Annotated in this window: 17 protein-coding genes; 3 read left to right on the top strand and 14 right to left on the bottom strand. The window is 56.5% G+C overall.

The window, feature by feature from the left end:
• Positions 1 to 44: 44 nt before the first annotated feature.
• The 4 genes from ACR8BF_RS05255 to ACR8BF_RS05240 all read right to left on the bottom strand — a co-directional run bounded on the left by ACR8BF_RS05255 (position 45) and on the right by ACR8BF_RS05240 (position 9,244).
• Positions 45 to 1,214 (bottom strand): bifunctional tRNA (adenosine(37)-C2)-methyltransferase TrmG/ribosomal RNA large subunit methyltransferase RlmN, encoded by a 1,170-nt coding sequence (locus ACR8BF_RS05255; protein WP_179895044.1) that lies wholly within the window; start codon positions 1,212 to 1,214, stop codon positions 45 to 47.
• Positions 1,215 to 1,401: 187 nt separating this feature from the next.
• Positions 1,402 to 1,833, bottom strand: coding sequence for a nucleoside-diphosphate kinase (gene ndk, locus ACR8BF_RS05250; protein WP_003848684.1), 432 nt, complete (start codon positions 1,831 to 1,833; stop codon positions 1,402 to 1,404).
• 175 nt (positions 1,834 to 2,008) lie between these two features.
• The gene (pbpC, locus tag ACR8BF_RS05245) at positions 2,009 to 4,348 is read right to left on the bottom strand and encodes a peptidoglycan glycosyltransferase PbpC (RefSeq protein WP_434745659.1); all 2,340 of its coding nucleotides are present in this window, start codon (positions 4,346 to 4,348) and stop codon (positions 2,009 to 2,011) included.
• Positions 4,349 to 9,244 (bottom strand): alpha-2-macroglobulin family protein, encoded by a 4,896-nt coding sequence (locus ACR8BF_RS05240; protein ID WP_434745658.1) that lies wholly within the window; start codon positions 9,242 to 9,244, stop codon positions 4,349 to 4,351.
• A 146-nt stretch (positions 9,245 to 9,390) separates the two neighbouring features.
• Here ACR8BF_RS05240 and sseA point away from each other — a divergent pair, with 146 nt between their 5' ends.
• The gene (sseA, locus tag ACR8BF_RS05235; protein ID WP_313698240.1) at positions 9,391 to 10,233 is read left to right on the top strand and encodes a 3-mercaptopyruvate sulfurtransferase; all 843 of its coding nucleotides are present in this window, start codon (positions 9,391 to 9,393) and stop codon (positions 10,231 to 10,233) included.
• 39 nt (positions 10,234 to 10,272) lie between these two features.
• Here sseA and sseB read toward each other — a convergent pair whose 3' ends face one another.
• The 5 genes from sseB to trmJ form a co-directional block, all read right to left on the bottom strand.
• Positions 10,273 to 11,037 carry an enhanced serine sensitivity protein SseB gene (gene sseB, locus ACR8BF_RS05230; protein WP_179895040.1) on the bottom strand — a complete coding sequence of 255 codons (765 nt, stop codon included), beginning with the start codon at positions 11,035 to 11,037 and terminating at the stop codon, positions 10,273 to 10,275.
• 61 nt (positions 11,038 to 11,098) lie between these two features.
• The gene (gene pepB / locus ACR8BF_RS05225) at positions 11,099 to 12,385 is read right to left on the bottom strand and encodes an aminopeptidase PepB (protein ID WP_179895039.1); all 1,287 of its coding nucleotides are present in this window, start codon (positions 12,383 to 12,385) and stop codon (positions 11,099 to 11,101) included.
• 161 nt (positions 12,386 to 12,546) lie between these two features.
• Positions 12,547 to 13,707 carry an IscS subfamily cysteine desulfurase gene (locus tag ACR8BF_RS05220; protein ID WP_313698243.1) on the bottom strand — a complete coding sequence of 387 codons (1,161 nt, stop codon included), beginning with the start codon at positions 13,705 to 13,707 and terminating at the stop codon, positions 12,547 to 12,549.
• An 88-nt stretch (positions 13,708 to 13,795) separates the two neighbouring features.
• Positions 13,796 to 14,293, bottom strand: a complete 498-nt coding sequence (iscR, locus tag ACR8BF_RS05215; protein ID WP_179895037.1) for a Fe-S cluster assembly transcriptional regulator IscR — start codon at positions 14,291 to 14,293, stop codon at positions 13,796 to 13,798.
• Positions 14,294 to 14,423: 130 nt separating this feature from the next.
• Positions 14,424 to 15,176, bottom strand: a complete 753-nt coding sequence (gene trmJ, locus ACR8BF_RS05210; RefSeq protein ID WP_434745657.1) for a tRNA (cytosine(32)/uridine(32)-2'-O)-methyltransferase TrmJ — start codon at positions 15,174 to 15,176, stop codon at positions 14,424 to 14,426.
• Positions 15,177 to 15,308: 132 nt separating this feature from the next.
• On the opposite strand from trmJ, the gene suhB reads away from it, so the two are divergent.
• A complete protein-coding gene (suhB, locus tag ACR8BF_RS05205) occupies positions 15,309 to 16,112 on the top strand; it encodes an inositol-1-monophosphatase (RefSeq protein ID WP_292991477.1) in 804 nt (267 codons plus the stop codon).
• A gap of 63 nt (positions 16,113 to 16,175) precedes the next feature.
• On the opposite strand, the gene ACR8BF_RS05200 is transcribed toward suhB, so the two are convergent.
• From ACR8BF_RS05200 to ACR8BF_RS05190, 3 genes are all read right to left on the bottom strand, one after another.
• Positions 16,176 to 17,189: a TIGR04086 family membrane protein gene (locus tag ACR8BF_RS05200; RefSeq protein WP_292991474.1), complete on the bottom strand. Its 1,014-nt coding sequence runs from the start codon at positions 17,187 to 17,189 to the stop codon at positions 16,176 to 16,178.
• Between the two features lie 204 nt (positions 17,190 to 17,393).
• Positions 17,394 to 18,374 carry a nickel/cobalt transporter gene (locus tag ACR8BF_RS05195; protein WP_434745656.1) on the bottom strand — a complete coding sequence of 327 codons (981 nt, stop codon included), beginning with the start codon at positions 18,372 to 18,374 and terminating at the stop codon, positions 17,394 to 17,396.
• Positions 18,365 to 18,991: a DUF1007 family protein gene (locus ACR8BF_RS05190; RefSeq protein ID WP_179895032.1), complete on the bottom strand. Its 627-nt coding sequence runs from the start codon at positions 18,989 to 18,991 to the stop codon at positions 18,365 to 18,367. The genes ACR8BF_RS05195 and ACR8BF_RS05190 overlap by 10 nt, the downstream gene beginning before the upstream one ends.
• A 154-nt stretch (positions 18,992 to 19,145) precedes the next feature.
• Here ACR8BF_RS05190 and csiE point away from each other — a divergent pair, with 154 nt between their 5' ends.
• Positions 19,146 to 20,414, top strand: coding sequence for a stationary phase inducible protein CsiE (gene csiE / locus ACR8BF_RS05185; protein ID WP_292991467.1), 1,269 nt, complete (start codon positions 19,146 to 19,148; stop codon positions 20,412 to 20,414).
• Here csiE and ACR8BF_RS05180 read toward each other — a convergent pair.
• The gene (locus ACR8BF_RS05180) at positions 20,396 to 21,544 is read right to left on the bottom strand and encodes a 3-phenylpropionate MFS transporter (RefSeq protein ID WP_292991465.1); all 1,149 of its coding nucleotides are present in this window, start codon (positions 21,542 to 21,544) and stop codon (positions 20,396 to 20,398) included. The genes csiE and ACR8BF_RS05180 overlap by 19 nt on opposite strands.
• Positions 21,545 to 21,672: 128 nt before the next feature.
• Positions 21,673 to 22,926 (bottom strand): serine hydroxymethyltransferase, encoded by a 1,254-nt coding sequence (gene glyA / locus ACR8BF_RS05175; RefSeq protein WP_179895029.1) that lies wholly within the window; start codon positions 22,924 to 22,926, stop codon positions 21,673 to 21,675.

Raw genomic sequence — 22,926 nt, 5'->3', positions numbered from 1 at the left:
CCTGCCACGCGTCATAACTTCAGGAAACGCTCTGTGTCCGTCTTCTAGAGAGGCTTCACAGAGATGGCTTCACCCGCCATTTTAATGCGCATTGTCCGCTTGGTACGGTCAATGACTTCTCCGGCTAACTGACCACAGGCGGCATCAATGTCGTCGCCACGGGTTTTACGCACGATGGTGGTAAAACCATAGTCCATCAGGACCTTGGAGAAACGATCAATACGGCTGTTTGAGCTACGGCCATACGGCGCGCCCGGGAAGGGATTCCAGGGAATCAGGTTGATTTTACACGGCGTTTCTTTCAGCAGTGCGGCAAGCTCATGCGCATCATCGGTGCTGTCATTGACGTGATCCAGCAACACGTACTCAATGGTCACGCGTCCCTGATTGGCGTTGGATTTTGCAATGTAGCGTTTCACCGCCGCCAGGAAGGTTTCGATATTGTACTTTTTGTTGATCGGCACGATGTCATCACGCAGCTTGTCGTTTGCTGCATGCAGGGAGATCGCCAGCGCGACATCGATCATGTCGCCCAGTTTATCCAGCGCAGGCACAACACCTGACGTGGACAGGGTCACGCGACGCTTTGACAGACCAAAACCGAAGTCATCCAGCATGATCTCCATCGCCGGAACCACATTATTGAGGTTAAGCAGTGGCTCGCCCATGCCCATCATCACCACGTTAGTGATAGGCCGCTGGCCGGTGATTTTTGCTGCGCCGACAATTTTCGCCGCACGCCACACCTGACCAATAATTTCTGACACCCGCAGGTTACGGTTAAACCCCTGCTGCGCGGTCGAACAGAATTTACACTCCAGCGCACACCCCACCTGTGAAGAGACACAGAGCGTAGCGCGGTCACCTTCCGGGATATAGACCGTTTCAACCAGCTGATCGCCCACGCGAATGGCCCATTTGATGGTGCCATCGGTGGAGCGCATCTCTTCCGCCACTTCTGGCGCGCGGATCTCCGTCAGCTCCATCAGCCGGTTACGCAGCTTTTTGTTGATGTCAGTCATCTGCTCGAAGTCATCGCAGCAGTAGTGATAGATCCACTTCATGACCTGATCGGCGCGGAACGGCTTTTCGCCCAGCGAAAGGAAGAATTCCCGCATCTGCTGGCGGTTGAGATCCAGCAGGTTTATTTTCTGGCTTTTGGGGGAAACGACAAGGGGGGAAGCGGACGCGGACGTCTCAATCTGTTCGGACATAATATTCTCTGGCCTCGTTGTTACACGTTATGGCGCTGTTCAGGGATAGGTGAAAAAATTGCGCCTTCATTAATCGATGTCAATGAAGGCGCAATATTGTACAACATCTGCGGCCTGATAACAGGCGGGAGTGACCTCCCCTACGCAGATTTTTGTAAAGCCGCTGTAACGTTTATCGCCCGGGCGATTAACGGGTACGTGGGCAGATTTCGTTTTCGCCGAAGAAATAGGCGATTTCGCGAGCAGCAGACTCTGCAGAATCTGAACCGTGGGTCGCGTTTTCGGTGAAGCTGTCAGCGTAGTCAGCACGCAGTGTGCCAGCCAGTGCGTTTGCCGGGTTAGTTGCACCCATCAGGTCACGGTGACGCTGAACCGCATTTTCACCTTCCAGCACGGAAACAACAACCGGGCCAGAGGTCATGAATTCAACCAGGCCATCGAAGAATGGTTTGCCCTGGTGCTCAGCGTAAAAACCTTCAGCCTGCTCTTTGCTCAGCTGCAGCATTTTTGCACCAACGATTTTGAAGCCTGCGCTTTCAAAACGGTTGTAGATAGCACCAATCACATTTTTAGCGACGGCGTTTGGCTTGATGATAGAAAAAGTACGTTCGATTGCCATGATGACCTCTGTCTTGACGTTCTGAAGAAACCGGTGGCGTCCGCCCCGGTTAAGAAACGGCGCCGATTATAGGGGCTGAGTCCGGCATTGCCTATCAGAGATCCCTAATTTATTGAAAATTCTTGATCTGAGTCGAAGCAGACGCGCAACGGTTATGATTTAGCGCAGAAAAGCGTCAACCCCGGCTGAAAGTAACCGAGACAAGCTGCCCCTCTTCATCCATCACCACCAGCTGATACTCTCCCGGATGATTAAGGTGCAGCGACAGGCTATCGGCAACGTTTTGCGTCATCAGCGGCTCACCATTCAGGAACCACCAGCGCTGCGCGCCCTGCCCACCCTGCACCGCGACCGGGATCGTCAGCGCGCTATTGCCCGGCAGCGGCTTAACGATTTGCCCCTCAATGACGCCCGTGACGATCAGTGGTGCGCTACTGCCCTGCTGTAGAGGCGGACAATGGGCATCAATGGGGGGTAAGCGCTGCGCCCGCCGCTCCTGAGGCGGCAGCCAGGCCTCCAGCGGTAGCGGCCAGACCAGCCGTTCATGACGGGTGGCACCGGGGCAATCTGCTGCGACCCGCAACCCCTGCGCATTCTGCCAGTAGCCCAGGCGTAATCCGCTGAGGCTCTCCTGCCCCGGCGCCAGCAGGGTTGGCGGCAGCGTATCCGAGGCAACCCAGCTTTGCCGACGCTGGCGACAGCTCTCATCTCCGGCTGGCAGCGGCTGACCACCAGGCCAGCAAATGGTCGCGACCGTCACCGAGGCCGGTCGCGGATCGACCGGCACGTCACGCCTGCCGAGGCGACTCATCAGCACGCTGTTAATCTGATTCATGATCGGTACGGCAGAGGCAAAACCAAACTGCCCGGCAACCGGGGTAGCATCGGGTCGCCCGACCCAGACGCCAATCAGATAACGGGGATTGATGCCCACCGACCAGGCGTCGCGATAGCCGTAACTGGTGCCGGTCTTCCAGGCCAGCGGTACCACGTCGGGTACGCTGCCATTACCGGCAGGCTGCGCTTCTCCCGCAAGGATACGCCGGATGATCCACGCCGATTCCTTCGAAAGCAGCGGCCGCTGCTGCAAAGGTTGATCGGGCATCCAGCGCAGCTGAGCGGCATTACCGTGACGGGCAAAGGCGCTATAAGCCGCCACAATTTCATCCATGCGCGCCCCGGTGCCGCCAAGAATCAACGAAAGATTAGGTTCCGCACCTGGCGGGAAACGTAAATTCAGACCCACATTGCGCAGACGCGCCGCAACGTTTTTCGGTCCCAGCGACTCCAGCACCTGCACGGCAGGCAGATTCAGGGAGCGCACCAGTGCATCGCTGGCGCTGACCGGCCCATGAAAGCCAGTGTCAAAGTTGCCTGGCCGGTAATCGCCAAAGCGACGCGGCACATCCTGCAACAGCGATTCGGCATGAATCAGTCCTTCATCCAGCGCCATGCCGTAAATAAACGGTTTTAACACCGAGCCTGGCGAGCGCACGCTGGCGATCATGTCCACATGCCCAAAACGGCTGTCATCGGTAAAGTCAGCCGAACCGACGTAGCCCCTGACCGCCATAGTAGTGTGATCCACCACCAGCATCGCCAGCGAGGTGCGCGGCGGAAGCTGGTTTTTAACGTTCAACGCCAGGCTCTCCAGCTCGCGCTGCAATGAAGGATCGAGCGTGGAGACAATCTTGTCACTGGCGTTGATCGACAGCAGACGCCGGGCCAGCAGCGGTGCCATCTGCGGCATCTGTCGTGGCGGCAGCCAGACCGGCTCCTGACGAATTTCCGCCACCTGTTCAGCGGACCAGATGTTATATTCCGCCAGTCGATCCAGCACTTTATTGCGTGCGGCTTCCGCCCGCTCCGGCCAGCGATCGGGCCGCAGTCGGCTGGGTGCCTGCGGCAAAACGGCAAGCAGCGCTGCCTCGCCCGGCGTCAGCTGCGACGGGGCCTTTCCCAGCCAGCTCCAGCTTGCTGCGCCCACGCCTTCCAGAGTGCCGCCAAAGGGCGCACGGTTAAGATAGAGTGTCAGGATGTCACGTTTGGAAAGGTGCCACTCCAGCTGCAGCGCCCGCCACGCCTGGATTAGCTTGCCGCGCAGCGTACGGGGTTGCGGGTCGATAAGGCGTGCTACCTGCATGGTCAGCGTGCTGCCACCGGAAATGACGCTTTGATGGCGTAAATCCTGCCAGGCCGCACGCACCAGCGCCAGGGGATTGATACCGGGGTGATACCAGAACCAGCGATCTTCATAGGTCAGCAGCGCCTGCAGATAAACAGGGGCCACCTCCTCTGGCGTGACGGGATAGCGCCAGATGCCTTTGCTGTCAGCAAAGCGCCACAGCGGCGTTCCGTCGCTGGCCACAATCACCCGCGCAGGCTGCACCTGTTTAAGCGGCAGCGGGAACAGGCGATCCAGTCCCCACGTCACCAGCCATAACGCCAGAAAAAAAAACGGCAGCGCGAGCCACCGCCTTTTAATGGTGCTGATGTTTAACACGCCCCGCGTCACTTACTGGATATGCAGCTGCGGCGGCGTACTGCCGGTAGCGCGCCACTCTGGCACATACATCGACTCCACCTGCGGCGGCGGCATCAGGTAGCGACCCGGCGTGACCGCCCGCGCCAGATAGACCAGCGTTGCGGGACGATAAGTATCTACCGCAAGCGCCGCAACAAAGCGATCGTCACGGAACTCAATGTGCCTGATGTCAGCCTGTTGCATGTCTCCCATGCTTTCCTTCAGCGCATCCGCACTGTCACCGAGGCTGGCGCTGCTGTCGGCCAGATTCTGGTTTTCCAGCTCCAGACCAGCAGGCAGCAGATCCACCACCAGCGCATCACTGATGCTGCGTTTCGACGAAACGATCAGACGGACCACCAGCAACTCACCGCTGCGCAGATTGTTGAGATCGGCAGCTTTGCCATCCAGGGTGAAGTATTCACGCTTTATCCCGAGCACGTTGCTCTCAGGCTGAGGCGCGGCCAGCGGATAACCGGTGACGTCCAGACGACCATACAGCGGCGCACTGCCCGGATTACTGATGGTTAAGCCCTGCAACAGCCGCTCAGCCCCCAGCCCTTTGTTCAGCGGTGCATCGCTTTGCAGAGGCTGTGGATTGCCCGAAAGCAGCGCCTGCCAGCTTCCGCCCTGCGCACGTTGCAGGGTATGAGCAGCCAGATAAAGCGCGTTATTTTCCTGGGTCGAGAACCAGCGTTTGCCCCTGACCTCTTTGGACAGCGACAGCAGCAGACTGTTCTGCAAATCAGGTTGCAGCTTATTCCCGGCTAACAGGGCAATCATCATTCCCTCATCGCGCACCGTGCTGCCATAGTCGCCGTACCACTCTTTGTCTGAACGCGTCAGCGTGGCACCCTGCATGATCGCAAGCGATGCGCGCTGCCCGTCCCCCATCAGCTTCAGCGCAACACCCAGCTGCATCAGCGCCAGGCCAGAGCGGGCTTTCTCACGTTTTTCATACAATGCACGCAGTGCACCCAGTGGCGCGCGCTGCTGACGCGCCAGCACCAGTCCGGCGTAAGCCTGCACGCTGAACTGCAGCGCGGCGTTGTCGTCACTGCCGCCGCCGCTGATCTGCGCTGGATCCTGCAGATAGCGCAGCAGCCGTGCGTTAGCGCGCTCAACCACATTATCCGGCAGCGCATAACCCGCCTCACTGGCACGCAGCAGGAAGTCCGTCACGTAAGGCGTCAGCCAGAACTCTTCTTCACTCTGTTTATCCCACAGCCCAAAGCTGCCGTTGGCCCGTTGCATGCCTGCCAGACGGGCGATGCCGGTATCGACGGCGGCCCGACGCGCTTCATCGCTGCTGGTTTTAATGCCCATGGCGGTTAGCTCAGCATGGCTGGTGTAGAGCGAAGGCCAGAGCCCGCTGGTAGTCTGTTCCAGACAGCCGTAGGGATAGGCATAAAGCGCACTGATATAGCTGGCGATGTTCAGTGGCGGGCGATTGCTCAGCGTCAGCTGTCCACTCAGCGTCTGCGCATCCAGGCCCGTCAGCGAAGCTGCCGCGACCTGCCAGGGCTGATCGGGATTGATGACGGCATCAAAGTTCAGCGTCACGGCCGGATAAGGTGGCCGGACGCCAATTTTCCACTGCTGTTTGCTGGGCTTTACCTGCTCGCCCGGCAGGTTCAGACCGGAAACCTGCACCGCAATCTCGCCATCACCAAAGCCAGCTTTCGCCGTGACCGGAATCTGCAGCGTTGTACGTGCGCCTTTGGCCAGCGTCACGCTCTGGCTGGCTGCACCGGCCAGATCCACTAAGCCACTGCTGGTCATATCTACTTTCAGCGTTTGTGGCAGGTCGGTAAGGTTAGTGAGATCCAGCGCCAGGGAGGCCGAATCGCCGCTGGCAAGGAAGCGCGGGGTTGCCAGTTCGCTGATCAGCGGCGCCGCGACCACCAGCTTGCGCTCTGCCGCACCGAAGCTGTCATCGCTCCAGGCCTGAGTCATCAGCCGCAGTTCGCCGTTAAACGCCGGGATCGGCAGCGTAATCGATCCATTACCCTCTTTATCCAGCGTCACCGCCTGCAACTGCTGCGCGACGATATTGACGTGCGTCACCGGCTTTTTACCGCCGCGCGTCATCGATTCATCCTCGCCATCACCACCAAAACGCAGTGCCGCCAGCCGGCCTCCGCCTTCGATTAACTGACCAAAGACGTCGTACTGATCGACGTTGTAGCGTTTACGGCCAAAGAAAGCCTGCCACGGATCGGGCGTTTTAAAATCTGTCACGCTCAGCACGCCGCTATCCACAGCTGACAACAGCACATTCACTTTTTCCGGCAGCGGCCCGCCGTCACGACTGGCATGAACTTTTACCGTCAGGAATTGCTCAGGACGGGTTTTGTCGGGTGCATCCAGCGTCAGGTTTAAGCGACGCGCCTCTGTCGCCATCGGCAGATGCAACAGCCCTACCGCGCGTTTTGGCGTTACGCCGCTGACCTTATCGCCATCACGGACCACAATAGCGCTGAAGTAGAGATCGTGACGCCGCCAGCTCTCAGCAACCGGCACATCCACTGTTGTGCCGCCCTTTGGTACGGTCAGCGGTTGCCACCACAGCGTGCCGCTGCTCGACTCCACCATCAGGTAACCTTTACCCGCAGCGGGTGACTCAACCTGCAGATGCACGGTATCGCCTGGCTGATAAGCCGCTTTGTCCAGCTTCAGTCTGACCTGGTCAGGGCGTAATGCGCCCGTGCCGTTGGTATTATCCTGCCAGTCATAACCGGCCTGGAAACGCACGCTGCTGACGATCTTTTCGCCCGCCTGCACTTCCAGCCTATAGTGGCCCCATTCAACCGGGAAGCTGACTTTGGTGCTGCCGTCAGCCGGGACAGAAATGGCACGTTCATCTTCCTGCAGATCCTTGTCACCATACTGTGACTGCCAGCCTTCACTGTCAGAGAAGCTCCAGTAGTAGTCACGGCGTTCACGAATCAGGCGCACATCCAGCTTGTCTGCCGCCAGTTTTTTGCCCTGACTGTTGGCATAGACAATGTCGAATTCGGCCAGGCTCTCTTCTGGCACGGTAGGCTCATCGTGATAACTGTCACTGCGGTAGTCATAAACGGCCTTGTTACCAAACAGTGGCCGGATGCCTGGCAGGGCGTCAGCGGGCCAGATAGCCTGAGTTGCGCGGCGGGTGACCGGACGGCCGCCGGTCTCCAGCAGGCTGGCCTGCAGGATCAGGTTGAGTGGAGAGTGCAGCTGATCCCACTGACTCTCTACCGAAAGCTGTGCTTTACCGCTGGCGTCCAGCTTGAGATCTACCTCATCCAGCGTTCGCTTTACTCCCTCTTCGGTGATGTCACCAAATTGGTAGCCCGGCAGTGCCGCCACCGCTTCGCGTGCCGGTCGCAGATAGAGTTGTCCCTGTAATGTATTACCTGCCGCAGGTGCGCCATAGAGATAGCGACCTTCAATGCCGAACTCAACGCTGGCATCAGCAGGCTGCGGCTGAGGGTCATTTTTCAGAGTTAACGCCATGCGCTCCGGCAGAAAATCCTCGACGTGTAACGTCCATTCGCGCTTGAGGTTATCGCCGGTATTGAGTCGCAGCATCCAGTCGCCGGTCATGGCGGATTCGGGGAGCGCCAGTCGTTGCTGATAAAATCCCGCTTCAGGCTGCCAGACAAAGGTCCGCATCACCTGGCCATCGGGCTGCACCAGCTCGGCTTTTATCGGCTGGGCGGGCAACGGGTGTCCGTCAGCATCGCGAAGCAGTGCATTAACGATGACGATTTCGCCAGGACGATAGATATCGCGCGGCCCAAAGACAAATAGCTGTTTGTCATAGCCCTGCGGTCCCGCAACCGGAAACTCAGCGAGATCCAGCGCCGGGCGCGCCAGGTCGATCATCGAGGTCTGTTCACCCTGCACAGCCAGCAGGATCTTGCCTTTTTCATCCGCCCTGAGACGCAGATGACCGGTGTTATCACTGGTCCCGCTCTGCAGCACCTGCCCTTTCGCATCCAGCAGCCTCACGCTGACGCCGGAAAGCGGCTGGCCATTTGCCAGGCTCTGGGCAAACAGGTCGAACTGCGTCGGGAAGCGATGCAAAGAAAGGCCAATGTCACTCAGGGTGAAAAGCGTCGCGGGCTGGCTGTAGTGATAGGTCCCGGCCTGTTTCATCACCGCCAGATAGACGCCCGGTTGCTGAAGCGCGGTAATATCGCTCATCGGCAGCTGCAATTTTTCGCGGGTGTTTCGCGCCGGGTTAAGCTCAAAGCGTCCGGTATAGACCAGCTGGCTGCTTTTCAGCAGATCCTGCGACTGCCAGCTGGAGAGGTTGTTGCCGTAATTCCACTGCGAGAGAAATTCCGCCAGGCCCGCATTCCTGATGCGGAAGAAATCGACATCGACCTGATTCACATTCAGCGCCAGCACCGGCAGTCCCTGCGTGATACGCAGCGGCAGCAGTGAACCGCGACTGGCAAAACCTACCATCGGCTGAATATCACTGGTGACAATTTTCTGGCTGTAATCGGCGGCAAGCGTTTCACCGCTGGCCGCGCGCAGTCCCGCATCCACTGTGACAGTGAAGTGACGTGCGGGTTCAGGATGGCGGAAGCGCAACGTTTTGCGGTTAGAAGAAAGTTCCCAGCCGCCGTCTACCCGACCCTGTTTATCGTCGGTCAGCCTGATTTTTTGCGCGATATCCTGTTTGTCATCCAGCGGCTGACTGAACGTTAAGACCAGCGCAGCGGCACCGTCGATCTGCAGTTCTGAGAGATCAATAATCGTCAGCGGTTTGCTGACCGGAGAAGTTGCGGGTGCCTCTGCGGCCTGAAGAGGTAAAACAGGTAACAGGGTCGCTGACAGCAGCGAGCCACCGAACAGCATACTGAGCAGCAGCCGGGTAGTGCGTTTCTTCATGGTAATTCCTTCACCGGGACGCAGGGAGTGTCGTTTGATTACGCCGCGCAATTTCATATCAATGCTCGCATTTAATCAACGCTTCTCTTGAGATGGTGCGCACATTCCCTGACACTGGTATGACAGATTGCTGAGATGAGGTTGTTATGACGACGCCACTGTTTGTGTCCGCCGACTGGTTACAAGAGCACTATAACGATGAACGGCTTCAGGTGCTGGATGCACGTATGTTGCCTGCCGGGATGGAAGCGGTTCGCGATATCCAGGCTGAATATCTGGCGGGTCATTTACCCGACGCCCCTTTTTACGATATTGAAGCGCTTTCCGATCACACCAGCCCCTATCCGCATATGCTGCCGCGCGCCGAGACGTTTGCCGTCGCGATGCGTGAGCTGGGCGTCAGCAGTGATAAGCACCTGGTGGTGTATGACGAGGGCAATCTCTTCTCCGCGCCGCGCGCCTGGTGGATGCTGAAGACTTTTGGTGTGGCTCAGGTGTCGATTCTTACCGGGGGTTTGCAGGGCTGGAAAGAGGCCGGTTTTGCGCTGGTAACCGGCGAAGTGAATCTGCCGGAAGGTGAATTTGAGGCCCATGCGGATGAAAGCCGGGTGAAACGCCTGACGGATGTGCTGCTGATCAGCCATGAAGGCGGCGCACAGATTGTTGATGCGCGTGCGGCTAACCGCTTTAACGCTGAAGTAGACGAGCCGCGACCCGGGCTGCATCGCGGGCATATTCCCAATAGCCTGAACGTGCCGTGGAATACGCTGGTTGAACAGGGAAAACTCAAGCCGGAAGCAGAACTGCGCAGGCTGTTTGCTGACGCGGGTGTCGATATTACTCAGCCAGTGGTCGCCAGTTGTGGCTCAGGCGTGACGGCGGTGGTGTTGATTCTGGCGCTGACCGCGCTGGGCGTACGGGATGCCACGCTGTATGACGGATCCTGGGGCGAATGGGGCAGTCGCGACGACTTACCGATAGCGAAATAAAAAACAGGCGGCCCATGAGCCGCCTGTTCTTCTGTTGCGTCAGATAATCCGCTCACTGCCCTTGAAGTCGCGCAGGAAACTGCCCCAGCGACGTTCATAGAATGGCGTGATGTGGGCGGTAAAGAAGTGGCTGATTCCGCGATCGTTCAGCGTCACTTCACAGATATCTACTGGCGCATCGTCCGGCAGTGTATCCGTTGCCACACTGCCCGCCGCCTGAATAATCGCCTCAATATTGCTGTCCGCTTCAATGCCGATCAGCAGATTAGGCGCTTCATCGGCCCGCTCACGAATGCTGGCGATAAACGCGCGGCGCACCTGCTTGTGCTTAGTGAACAACTGAGTCAGTGAGTCGATCATCTGCGCTGGCGGTTCTGCCACTTCAGAAAGCAGCAGGGATTGTCCGCCTTCCAGCACGGTTTGCTGGCTTAGCGCACTGCCTTCTTCGGCCAGCAGATGGGTGATCTCAGCCGCCGTAAATTCTTTGCCGGAAGGCAGTTTGGGATTGAGGAACAGCGTCTCACCGCGCGTCATCTCAAATAGCGTCTGCACGGGCAGACGCAGCCAGGATTGCTCACCGCTGACCGCTTCACTCATCGCCTCTTCTGACGTGAAGAAAGGAATGATGCTGCTGCCATCCTCTTTTTCCCAGTGCTGCAGATCAACGGGCGTGCTGGCATCAAGCTGTTGCGTGGTGCTTTCGCCTGGAACAAAGACGTCAGATTCCAGCAGCAACTGGAAAAACTCCGGCCGATGGGCAGGCTCAGTGGCCGCCAGCTTCAGCACCTCTTCAAGACGGTTCATAGTTTCCCTCTGAACGGTTTCCTTCTATACAGCGGCAGCATCAGCCACCGCTGAAATCGGCTTATTTCAGTAACAGATTGGCAAGGGTACGCACGCCAAGACCTGTTGCACCCGCTGCCCACTGATCAACGGCGCCTTTGCGATAGGTCGCGGAGCAGTCGATGTGCAGCCAGCCCTGCTGATAGTTGCTGACGAAGTGTGACAGGAACGCTGCTGCGCTGCTGGCACCTGCCGCATGAGACGGGCTGGCGATATTATTGAGATCGGCAAAGTTAGACGGCAGATGGCTGCGATGGAATTCAGCCAGCGGCAGACGCCAGAAAGGTTCGTTCTCACTGACCGCACTGCCCATCAGCGACTGCGCCATCACATCATCAAAGGTGAACAGTGCATGGTAATCATTGCCCAGCGCCGTCTTAGCCGCGCCGGTCAGCGTTGCAGCGTCGATGATCATCGTCGGATTCTGTTCGCTGGCGTCGATTAAACCGTCAGCCAGAACCAGGCGACCTTCCGCGTCGGTGTTCATCACTTCCACTGATTTACCGTTGCGATAGCGAATGATGTCGCCCAGCTTGAAGGCGTTACTGCTGACCATGTTATCGGCACAGCAGAGATAGAGTTTGACGCGCTTGTTGAGACCGCGCGAAATCGCCATGGCCAGCGCACCCGTCACGGTCGCTGCGCCGCCCATGTCAGACTTCATCGAGTCCATGAAGCTACTCTGCTTCAGGCTATAGCCGCCGGTATCAAAGGTGATGCCTTTTCCGACCAGGCAGGCGTAGACCGGCGCATTCTCGTCGCCGGTCGGGTTGTAGTCGAGCGCCAGATAGACCGGCGGGCGATTCGAACCGCGTCCTACGGTGTGCAGGCCCATGTAACCCTGCACCCGCAGTTCATCGCCTTTGGTAATGCGATAGCTGACGGCGTCACCGCCCACTTCACTGATCAGATCGACGGCATTGTGCGCCAGCTGCTCCGGCCCCAGATCTTCTGCAGGCAGGTTAATGACGTTGCGAACCCAGTCGATAATTTTCAGACGGCGATCAAACTCCGCCTGCTCATGTTCGCCCAGCGCTGGCCATTCAACCTGACGCTGGCCTTTCGGGCCACGGAAGCCCTGCCAGAATGCCCAGCACTGCTCAAGGTGCCAGCCTTCGCCGGTCAGCGCCACATGGCGAATACCCTGGCCGTCAATTTTGTGCGCCGCACGCTGAATGGTATTCAGCGCATCTGCGCCGGTCAGGTGCAATGTCATGCCGCTGTCATTGCTGCTGAGAATCGCTTTATCGCCCCAGCGCGCATCGGCGGGCTGGCTGCTAAGCGTAATAGTCATCGGTTGTGTGGTCATCGAAAAGCTCCGTAATCGTTATCTGTTTCATCCAGCCTGATTGTTATAGCGGCTTTAATAAGATGTTAAATGTAGTGCACAGAGAGACCTGATAACAGATTCCGCCAGGCGTTGCCAGCGAAGTGCCCATATTGGCGCAATTTCCGGACTAACACTGGGTATCAGGATTTCATTAAGGCCCGCAGACGGGTCACCGATTTCTGCACCAGTGTAATGGCGTAATCGATCTCTTCTTCAGTCGTGAAGCGTCCCAGTGAGAAACGCAGCGAACTGTGGGCCAGCTCTTCACTCAGGCCCAGCGCACGCAGGACATATGAAGGTTCCAGGCTGGCGGAGGTACAGGCCGAGCCGGAAGAGAGCGCCAGGTCTTTCAGCGCCATAATCAGTGATTCGCCCTCAACGTCGGCGAAACTGAGGTTAAGAATGTTGGGCGCGCGCAGGTTGTGATCGCCATTGAGGGTGACGCCCGGCAGTGTGCTGATGCCCTGCCACAGACGATCGCTCAGAGCCTTCAACCGCGCCATATCGGTTTCACGCTCTTCTGCTGCGATGCGATAGGCTTCACCCATGCCGACAATCTGATGCACCGGCAAGGTGCCGGAGCGCATCCCGCGCTCATGCCCGCCGCCGTGGATCTGCGCCGCGATCTGCACGCGCGGTTTACGCCGTACATAGAGCGCGCCGATACCTTTAGGGCCATAGAGTTTGTGGGCGGAAAAGGACATCAAATCGACCGGTAACTGGCTGAGATCGACAGGCAATTTGCCAACGCTCTGGGTAGCATCTACATGGAACAGAATCTCACGCTCACGGCAGAGTTCGCCAAAAGCGGCGATATCCTGAATCACCCCGGTTTCGTTATTCACGTGCATCAGGGTGACTAAAATCGTGTCGTCGCGCAGCGCCGCACGCAGCTGGTCAGGCGAGATAATGCCGTTTGCCGCTGGCGTCAGATACGTGACATTAAAGCCTTCGCGCTCCAGTTGCTGACAGCTGTCGAGCACCGCTTTGTGTTCTGTCTGGCTGGTGATGATATGTTTGCCGCGCGCCTGATGGGCGTGAGCCGCGCCTTTAATCGCGAGGTTATCGGATTCGGTGGCGCCAGAGGTAAAGACGATTTCGCGCGGATCAGCGTTAACCAGTTCGGCGATCTGATTGCGGGCAACATCCACCGCCTCTTCAGACTGCCAGCCAAAACGGTGCGATCGCGAGGCCGGATTACCGAACGTGCCATCCAGCGTCAGAAACTGCATCATTTTGCTGGCCACACGCGGATCGGCCGGCGTGGTGGCGGCGTAATCCAGGTAAATCGGTAATTTCATTGCGCTACAGCTCCGTATAAAAAATCATACGTCTTTATAGCAGATTCAGCCCTGACCGCGTTAGCAGTAAGGGCCGGAACAGCGGGGATTACGAGGCGCGCTGGTTAATGTTAATTTCCTGCGAACGCGGGCTCTGGAAGCGGCGATTATCGATCGCATTCTGACGATCGGCCACGTCCAGGATCTCCTGATTATTCACCAGCTCAGCCAGCGTAATATTGTTCAGGAACTCACTGATGCGCACGCTCAAATCGCGCCACAGCACATGAGTCAGGCAACGTTCGCCGCCCTGGCAGCCTTCTTTGCCCTGGCATTTGGTGGCATCAACGGACTCATCCACGGCGGTGATCACTTCACCAACAGAGATGGTGTTTGACTCTTTACCCAACAGATAACCGCCGCCGGGACCACGTACGCTGGAAACCAGACCATTTTTACGCAGTCGGGAGAATAACTGCTCCAGATAGGAGAGCGAGATGCCCTGACGCTCGGAAATATCTGCCAGCGGGACCGGGCCTTCATTGGAATGAAGGGCAACGTCCAGCATTGCAGTAACGGCATAACGTCCTTTGGATGTCAGTCTCATAGCGTACGACCTCAATAGCGTCCGGTTAGCGGAAGATTAGCAACAGATGCTCTGAAGTCTGCCATTCCCGAGTAATTTGGTCAACTATTTAACCTGGTAAATTAGTCAGGTATTTAACCTGGTAATTTACTCAACTATTATCTTCTTCTTTTTTCTCGTTTTTACGCTTTTCAAACGACGAAAGCATGCCGCGCAGGATGTTGAGTTCATCGCGTTCCGGGCGCGCACGGGTGTAAAGACGACGCAGTTTGCTCATCACCTGACCCGGATTGGCTTCGCGGATAAAGCCGCTGTTCAGCATCATTTGTTCCATATGCTGATAGAAGCGCTCAAGGTCATCCACCAGCGGATAAGGTGACTCTTCATACTTCGGTGCCGGGCTGGCCTGTTCCTGCGACTGCAACCACGCCATGCGTACTTCATAGGCGATAATCTGCACCGCCATCGCCAGGTTCAGTGAGCTGTATTCGGGATTGGCCTGAATCGCGACGTGATAGTGACACTTCTGCAACTCTTCATTGGTCAGGCCGACGCGTTCACGACCAAAAACCAGCGCGACCGGAGCCTGCTGGCCCTCTTCCACGCTTTTCACGCCGCATTCACGCGCATCCAGCATCGGCCAGGGCAGCGAACGGGAACGTGCGCTGGTGCCGACCACCAGGCTGCATCCGGCGATCGCCTCATCCAGTGAGTCGACGATTTTTGCTTCGCCGATAACGTCACTGGCACCGGCAGCCAGAGAGATCGCCTGTGAGTCAGGCTTAACCAGTGGATTCACCAGATAGAGGTTCGTTAAGCCCATGGTTTTCATGGCGCGCGCAACGGAGCCCATGTTACCGGTATGAGAAGTCTCGACCAGCACGATACGAATATTTTGCAACATGATTAGGGATACTCAGAAACGGGTCAGTAAAATCAGTAGAGAGAATCTTAACATAAAGCAGGACATTTACCGAACACGCTGCTATACTCCGCGCCGTTTTCCCCGTTCTTTAACATCCAGCGAGAGATACCGATGCATCCAATGCTCAACATTGCCGTGCGCGCAGCGCGCAAGGCCGGAAATTTAATTGCCAAATATTATGAAACCCCGGACGCCGTCGAAGCCAGCCAGAAAGGCAGCAACGACTTCGTAACCAATGTTGACCGCGAAGCAGAACGCCTGATTATCGAAATCATTCGTAAATCTTACCCGAAACACACCATCATCACTGAAGAAAGCGGTGAGCTGGCGGGCGAAGATCAGGACGTTCAATGGGTTATCGATCCGCTGGATGGCACGTCTAACTTCATCAAACGTTTACCTCACTTTGCCGTTTCAATCGCTGTGCGCATCAAAGGCCGCACTGAAGTCGCCGTCGTTTACGATCCTATGCGCAATGAACTGTTCACCTCTTCACGTGGTCAGGGCGCGCAGCTGAATGGCTATCGTCTGCGTGGCAGCACAGCACGCGATCTGGATGGCACTGTTCTGGCCACCGGCTTCCCATTCAAAATGAAGCAGCACGCGCCTGCTTATATGAACATCATGACCAAACTCTTTACTCAGTGTGCTGATTTCCGTCGCACCGGTTCTGCTGCGCTGGATCTGGCCTATGTGGCTGCGGGTCGCGTTGACGGCTATTTTGAGATTGGCCTGAAGCCGTGGGATTTTGCGGCGGGTGAACTGCTGGTTCGCGAAGCGGGCGGTCTGGTCACTGACTTCACCGGTAACCACGGCTACCTGCTGTCAGGCAACCTGGTCGCAGGTAACCCACGAGTGGTGAAAGCGATGCTCTCAAACATGCGTGATGAGCTGAGCGAAGCGTTAAAACGCTAAGTTTCAGTACAGAAAAAGGCGGCTTATCAGCCGCCTTTTTTGTTGCCTGTCATTCAGTGATGATTAACGACGTTCGTGTGTCAGCACCTGACGGGGCTGAGTACGACGACCTACCATACCCATCACACCGGCCAGTACGGCTTCGATAATCATCAGAATCAGGGCATACCAGCTCGCTTTAGCGGTTGCAGCAGCGGCTTTCTCACCGGCTTCACGCGCTTTCTGTTCAGCCTGCTGTTTCAGTTCCTGATACTTCTGAACGGCCTGCTGATAGCTCTGCTCAGTTTTGGCAACAATCTGATCCACTTCCTGATCGCTTTTACCGGTACGCGCTTTGATAATATTTTTCAGCGCATCACGATCGGCAGCCTGCAGGGTATCGGAATGACGATCCATCACCCCTTTCACCCAGTTCGTTAGATCGGTATCGGCTGTCTGCGGATGGTTCGCAGTATTGTTAGCCTGGTTTTCTGCATTCTGCGCTTCTTTATTTGCGTCCTGCTTCAAATTCTCAGGCTGTAATTCCGGTTTTCCGGTCTGACGTAATGTCGTTTCCAGTTCATTCTGCAGGTTATCTAAATTAATATTATTCTCCTGCAGTTTTTGTTTTGCCATTTGAGTAACCGAAGGCGCAGCTGCGGAAATACCACTACCCAGCGCCTGGAAACCTGAACCCACAATATTCATCGCGCCACCTAATACACTGGTTGCCAGCGTAATAGCCAGATAAATAGTGAAAATTGTGCTAAGGCCAAACATCAGTAAGCCGTGCAGTGCGCCTTCGCGCTGAGCCAGTCGACCAGCAACATAACTCCCTGCCGCCATCGCAACCAGCATTTCAATGGCCGTCCAGACCAGTGCGCCAGTGCCAAGGCCGTCAAGGGGATTCTGTTCTTTCATTGGATCAATGGTGGTGGCACCAATAGCTGTTCCCAGCAGCGTCAGAATGATATGAACGATTAAGGCACAAATAACACCAGCAAACACGGCGCTCCATGAAATACGCTTCAGCGGTAATCCAGCGGGTCCGGTCGCCAGCGTTTCGGTGTAGCCATTATTAATACGGGTATCAGCCATGAAATATACTCCTCGCAATAAACAGCAAGCTGTCTTGATCTTTTATCATTCCGACGGCGGAATGCCGTTTTGGTATTAACAGCGTAGACAGGGAAATGTTATTTCTCCACTAAACTACGCAGAGAAAAAATTAAAGAGGTGAATTTAAAGATAATTAACGAAGAGAAGAGCGCAGCGGCAATTTTATTTCCGCTGCGCTTTTATTCAGAAAGGTCGAATTCCGCCGCCGAGCGTCAGCTGCGCTGACTGCCATAATGCGATACCCGCCACGATTAAAATCAGGCTGCCGGTTAACGCCAGCACTGGCATCAGCAGTCGCGTGATGCCTGGGGCAGCACCAGGCTGTGCCAGCCGCTGTGCGACCGAGCGCGCCTGCTGCACCAGCAGGCCAATCGCCGAAATGGTCAGTGCTGTGCCGGCCGCCATTACGGCAGCAGAGAGAATGCCCCAGCCATAAACACCAATGACTTTGGAAAATAGCAGCATCATAATTGCGCCGGAACAGGGACGTAAGCCCATCGACACCACCACCAGCAGTTGGGTTCTCCCGCTAACGTTGGCACTCATCTGCTGCGGCGTCGGGAGATGTGGATGTCCGCAGCCGCACTGCTCATCGTGCTGATGCTGCGGCCTGAAAGCACGAAAAGCCAGGGTTTGCCGTGGACGCAATGCCCGCCACAACGCCCGCAACGCCCGATACCCGATCATTACGCCCAGCCCGATCACCAGCAAATAACTGCCCTTTTCCAGCCAGAAGCTGCTGAGATGCAGCTGGCGCGATGAGGTTTTCAGCAGCACCAGCATCACCGTGACCAGCACAATCGCAACCGAGCCCTGCAGCAATGAGGCAAGCAGCGTCAGCCTGATGCTGGTTCTGACGCGACTCGGATGGGTCGCCAGAAACGTTGCGATGACGACTTTACCGTGGCCCGGACCCAGCGCGTGCAATACGCCATACAGCAGGCTGAAAATCACCAGCGAGAGGCCAGCCTTGTGTGGCTGCTCCGACACCTGCTGTAATAGCTGGGTCATCTGCCGGTGCAGGTCTTTTTGCCACAGCACGCTCTGCAGCAGAATCTGCGACCAGTAAAGCCATACCAGCAGCGCACCGCCGAGGAAGAGTCCTGCCATCAGCCAGAATGGCCAGAGTCGGATGGCCCGTAAGGGTGTGGAGATCACTGACATGTCAGCACCACCGTCTGAGCGAACTGGCGACCCAGATCCATCTCCTCCGCCGGGGCGTCCGCTTTATCCAGCGATAGCGCATATTGCTTCAGTGAGTCGTTGGGCTTTGGCGTATTAAGGGCAAACTGGCAGCGCGTCTGAAGCGACGGTGGCAGCGTCAACGCGCCGGAATTGTCGTAGAACATATCGACGAAATAGGTGGGATCAAAGGTCAGGATCTCAAAGCGCTGGCCGGTCAGCTTCGGGGGTTCCGCCAGCGGCAGAATGAATTCCAGCACCGCTTTGTGGCCGTTACGCGAAAGGTTGTATTCCGTTGGCAGATTCAAAAACTTTACCCGCTGTTGGTTATGCCAGATTTCAGAAAAGTAGTGCTGGCCCAATACGTTCGCCATCACGCCCGCTGCCAGCTTTTTCCACACCACGCTGCCAGGTTTTGCATCGCCCGCGTCATACAGCAGATCGGCGGAGGTAATCTCATCCATCGTCCAGATCATCTTTAACCCGGTAAACGTATCACCCTGCACGACCAGTTCCGTTTTCATATCGATAAAGCTGTGAGGATGCGCCAGCACAGCCGGACTTAATACCATTAACAGAGCAAAGAGTACGCGTTTCATAATGTTATAAAGTAACGTTTCCGATTAAAAGGATCGATAAGTAACAAATTTTGTGACCCGCCTTAAACCTCCGGCAAATAAACCGCGTAAACCGCGCAGGCGCTGACCGGGTTGACTATTCTTAGCTCAAAATAGTCTGCTGGAAATCTGATTGATGAGTTCTGCTACCCCTTTGGCACCACTCTTCTCCCGTTCACAGCGTCAGTGCCATCTTTTATTGCTGCTGTTTCTGCCGACACCTTTGCTCACGCTTGAAAAAGTCTGCCAGCTGAATGGCGTCGATCCTGCTGTTGCCCGACAGGATATCGCGGATGTGGGCCTTGAGATACAGCGATATCACCAGCTGGAATTGCATCAGATGGTGGATGGCAGCTTTCGTCTTCATGGAACAGAGTTGGATCGGCGCCTCTGTCTGTTGCACAACCTGCGACGCAGTCTGCGTTTATCGCAGGATTTCGTCTGCGAGCATTTTGCTGCTCCTCTGCGTCAGCGCCTGAAGATCATGAAGATTGAGAAAGCGCTGTGGGATGAGACCAATTTACAGGCACTGATCCAGCACTGCAGCCTGCGTCTGAAGCGTGACTTCAGCGAACGTGACCGGCTTTTTCTGCAGATATTCATGAAGTATGGATTGTGCCAGCGCCAGCCAGTGCTGTTCAGTGAGGCGCAATGTCTCTGGCTGCAACAGAAGCCTGAGCGCCAGGCCGCCGAGGCTGTGATTTACCACTGGCGCAAACGCTGCCACATTGCTCCGCCCGTCAGCGAAGCGGACTTCTGGACGCTGCTGTTCAGTCAGATTCATACGCCAGTTGTTGACGCGGTGGCGCATCCTGCTGAGCAGCAGTTAATGAACGCGACTCAGCAGCTGATTAATGATTTTGAAGCCTGTGCCGGGATTACGTTTGCTGACCGCAACGAACTGCTGCACCAGCTCTATCCTCATCTGGCGCAGGCGCTGGATCGCACCCACTTCAATATCGGCATCGACAATAGCGTGGCACTGGATGTCAGCCGTCTCTATCCCCGACTGCTACGCACGACTCATGAGGCCCTGAAGGGTTTTGAGCAGCACTACAACATCGCTTTTACGCCGGAAGAAGTGAGCTTAGTGACCATTATTTTTGGCGCCTGGCTGATGCAGGAGAGTGCGCTGCAGGAGAAACAGGTCCTGATCCTGACCGGCGACGACGCCGATCTCGAGCAGGATGTGGAGCAGCAGATCCGGGAGATCACGCTGCTGCCAGTCAATATTACTTATCAGGACGTAAAGCAGTTTCAGCGGGATGGCGCGCCAAAGGATATCGACATCATCATTTCGCCCTACCCTACTTCGCTGCCCTTGTTCTCTCCGCCGCTGGTGCATGCGGAACTGCCGCTGACGTTACACCATCAGCAGCGAATTCGTTATTTACTGGAGTCGTAGCCGGGACGCAGGAACAGCGCGGGCAGCGCGACAAGCGCCATCACCCAGAACAGGTGTCCCTGCAGATGCGCGAACAGCACGCCGCAGATCATTGTCATCACCGCAATGCCACCGCCCATCGCCAGTGCGGAATAGAGTGATTGCAGCCGAATCACTTCCGCCCCCTTGCGCGCCGCGATAAATCGCATCGCCGCCAGATGGCAGACGGTGAAGCTGCCACAGTGGAGGATTTGCGCCACAATCAGCAGCGGCAGCGCGGTCGTTGCCCCCATCAGGCTCCAGCGGATCAGTGCGCAGATGCCCGAAAGCAGCAGCAGATCGCGCGCGCTCCAGCGGCGGAACAGCCGATTGCTCAGGGCAAACACCACAATCTCCGCCACCACACCCAGCGACCAGAGATAGCCCACCGTCGAGGCGGAATAGCCGCTCTCCTGCCACCAGATAGCACTAAATCCATAATAAGCGGCGTGTGCGCCCTGCAGCAGTGTCACGCAGAGCATGAATCGCCATACCGCATTCTCACGCAGCAACGCACGCCACACCTGCCAGCCGCCGCCGGCAGCACCCTGCCGCTCATTGCCCTGCGGCTGGGTGGCGGGTGTCAGCATCATGCCAGCCAGCATAGAAATGACACCGACGGAAAGCAGCAGCAGAATGGCGTTAGAGGAGTAGGCACTGACCAGCACGCCGGTTAACGCCGAGCTGATGACAAAGGCCAGCGATCCCCACAGTCTGACCGGCCCGTAGGCCAGCCCAATCTGCTGTGTCCAGGTCGCGGCCAGCGCATCGCTGAGCGGGACCAGCGGCGAGAAAAAGAGGTTAAAGCCAATCATGATCGTCAGCAGCCACATCCACTGCTCACCCACCCAGAAACCGGCGGCGAACAGACAGGTCATCAGCGCCAGCAGACGCAGCGCTGTAATCAATCGTGAAGGATTTTTGACCTGAGAAGCGATGAGCAGACTGCCGACAAAACGGGCCACCATGCCACAACCAAGAAGCAGGCCAATTTTTTCAGCATCCAGGCCGGTCCCTTTCAGCCACACGCCCCAGAATGGCAGATAGATGCCGTAACAGAAGAAGTAAGTGAAGTAGCCCAATCCGAGCCATCTGGCGGAGCCGATTGCCATATTCCCTCCAGCAGGTTTGCTGCCTGGCAGCATAAGTGGGCGCTACTCTGGCAGAGCGCCGCAGGACAGGCAATAAAAAAGGATGGCAGTTGCCATCCTTTTTATATTGTCTCACAACAGGTTAACGATTAAGCGTAGACCGGCAGACGGCTGCAGATTTCCAGCACTTTCTTCTTCGTGCGCTCAATGGTTGCTTCGTCATTGACGTTATCCAGCACATCGGCGATCCAGCCAGCCAGTTCGCGCACGTCCGCTTCGTTGAAACCACGACGCGTAACAGCAGGTGTACCGATACGAATACCGGAAGTGACAAAGGGGCTTTTCGGATCGTTAGGTACGCTGTTCTTGTTGACCGTGATGTTGGCACGGCCCAGCGCAGCATCTGCTTCTTTACCGGTCAGGTTTTTGCTCACCAGATCGATCAGGAACAGATGGTTATAGGTGCCACCAGAAACGATGTCATAGCCACGTTCAATCAGCACCTCAACCATTGCTTTGGCATTTTTTGCCACCTGCTGCTGGTAGGTTTTGAATTCCGGCTCCATCGCCTCTTTGAACGCGACCGCTTTACCCGCGATAACATGCATCAGAGGACCGCCCTGACCGCCAGGGAAGACAGCTGAGTTCAGTTTCTTATAGAAATCTTCGTCGCCGTTTTTCGCCAGAATAATACCACCGCGCGGACCTGCCAGCGTTTTATGGGTGGTAGAGGTGACAACGTGTGCATGCGCAATCGGACTTGGATAGACATCTGCAGCAATCAGGCCAGCAACGTGCGCCATGTCCACAAACAGCCAGGCACCCACGCTATCCGCGATTTCGCGCATTTTCGCCCAGTCGCAGACGCCGGAATACGCTGAGAATCCGCCAACGATCATTTTTGGCTTGTGGGTTTTCGCCAGTTCAGCCAGTTCGTCGTAGTCGATTTTGCCGGTCTCATCGATACCGTAAGCAACCACGTTATAGAGTTTACCGGACAGGTTAACCGGTGAGCCATGAGTCAGGTGTCCACCGTGCGCCAGATTCATCCCGAGAATGGTATCACCCGGCTGCAGCAACGCGGTGTAAACCGCGAAGTTAGCTTGTGAACCTGAGTGTGGCTGCACGTTAGCGTAATCAGCACCAAACAGCGCTTTTGCGCGATCGATGGCCAGTTGCTCAACGATATCAACGTACTCACAGCCGCCGTAATAGCGTTTGCCTGGATACCCTTCAGCGTATTTATTGGTGAGCTGAGAACCCTGTGCCTGCATAACACGCGGGCTGGTGTAGTTTTCAGAAGCAATCAGTTCAATGTGCTCTTCCTGACGCACTGTCTCCTGCTCCATCGCCTGCCACAACTCGGCATCGTAATCGGCAATGTTCATATCACGCTTTAACAT

The sequence above is a fragment of the Candidatus Pantoea rara genome (genome assembly GCF_051136265.1).
Classification (GTDB): Bacteria; Pseudomonadota; Gammaproteobacteria; order Enterobacterales; family Enterobacteriaceae; genus Pantoea; species Pantoea rara.
Note: the sequence above shows the minus strand (reverse complement) of the source record. Positions and strands in the feature narration are given on the sequence as shown.

Bases quoted from the DNA above. Each gene is read 5' to 3' on its own strand.
- ACR8BF_RS05255 (WP_179895044.1), bottom strand. From the start codon at position 1,214: ATGTCCGAACAGATTGAGACGTCCGCGTCCGCTTCCCCCCTTGTCGTT.
- ndk (WP_003848684.1), bottom strand. From the start codon at position 1,833: ATGGCAATCGAACGTACTTTTTCTATCATCAAGCCAAACGCCGTCGCT.
- ACR8BF_RS05240 (WP_434745658.1), bottom strand. From the start codon at position 9,244: ATGAAGAAACGCACTACCCGGCTGCTGCTCAGTATGCTGTTCGGTGGC.
- sseA (WP_313698240.1), top strand. From the start codon at position 9,391: ATGACGACGCCACTGTTTGTGTCCGCCGACTGGTTACAAGAGCACTAT.
- sseB (WP_179895040.1), bottom strand. From the start codon at position 11,037: ATGAACCGTCTTGAAGAGGTGCTGAAGCTGGCGGCCACTGAGCCTGCC.
- pepB (WP_179895039.1), bottom strand. From the start codon at position 12,385: ATGACCACACAACCGATGACTATTACGCTTAGCAGCCAGCCCGCCGAT.
- ACR8BF_RS05220 (WP_313698243.1), bottom strand. From the start codon at position 13,707: ATGAAATTACCGATTTACCTGGATTACGCCGCCACCACGCCGGCCGAT.
- iscR (WP_179895037.1), bottom strand. From the start codon at position 14,293: ATGAGACTGACATCCAAAGGACGTTATGCCGTTACTGCAATGCTGGAC.
- trmJ (WP_434745657.1), bottom strand. From the start codon at position 15,176: ATGTTGCAAAATATTCGTATCGTGCTGGTCGAGACTTCTCATACCGGT.
- suhB (WP_292991477.1), top strand. From the start codon at position 15,309: ATGCATCCAATGCTCAACATTGCCGTGCGCGCAGCGCGCAAGGCCGGA.
- ACR8BF_RS05200 (WP_292991474.1), bottom strand. From the start codon at position 17,189: ATGGCTGATACCCGTATTAATAATGGCTACACCGAAACGCTGGCGACC.
- ACR8BF_RS05195 (WP_434745656.1), bottom strand. From the start codon at position 18,374: ATGTCAGTGATCTCCACACCCTTACGGGCCATCCGACTCTGGCCATTC.
- ACR8BF_RS05190 (WP_179895032.1), bottom strand. From the start codon at position 18,991: ATGAAACGCGTACTCTTTGCTCTGTTAATGGTATTAAGTCCGGCTGTG.
- csiE (WP_292991467.1), top strand. From the start codon at position 19,146: ATGAGTTCTGCTACCCCTTTGGCACCACTCTTCTCCCGTTCACAGCGT.
- ACR8BF_RS05180 (WP_292991465.1), bottom strand. From the start codon at position 21,544: ATGGCAATCGGCTCCGCCAGATGGCTCGGATTGGGCTACTTCACTTAC.
- glyA (WP_179895029.1), bottom strand. From the start codon at position 22,926: ATGTTAAAGCGTGATATGAACATTGCCGATTACGATGCCGAGTTGTGG.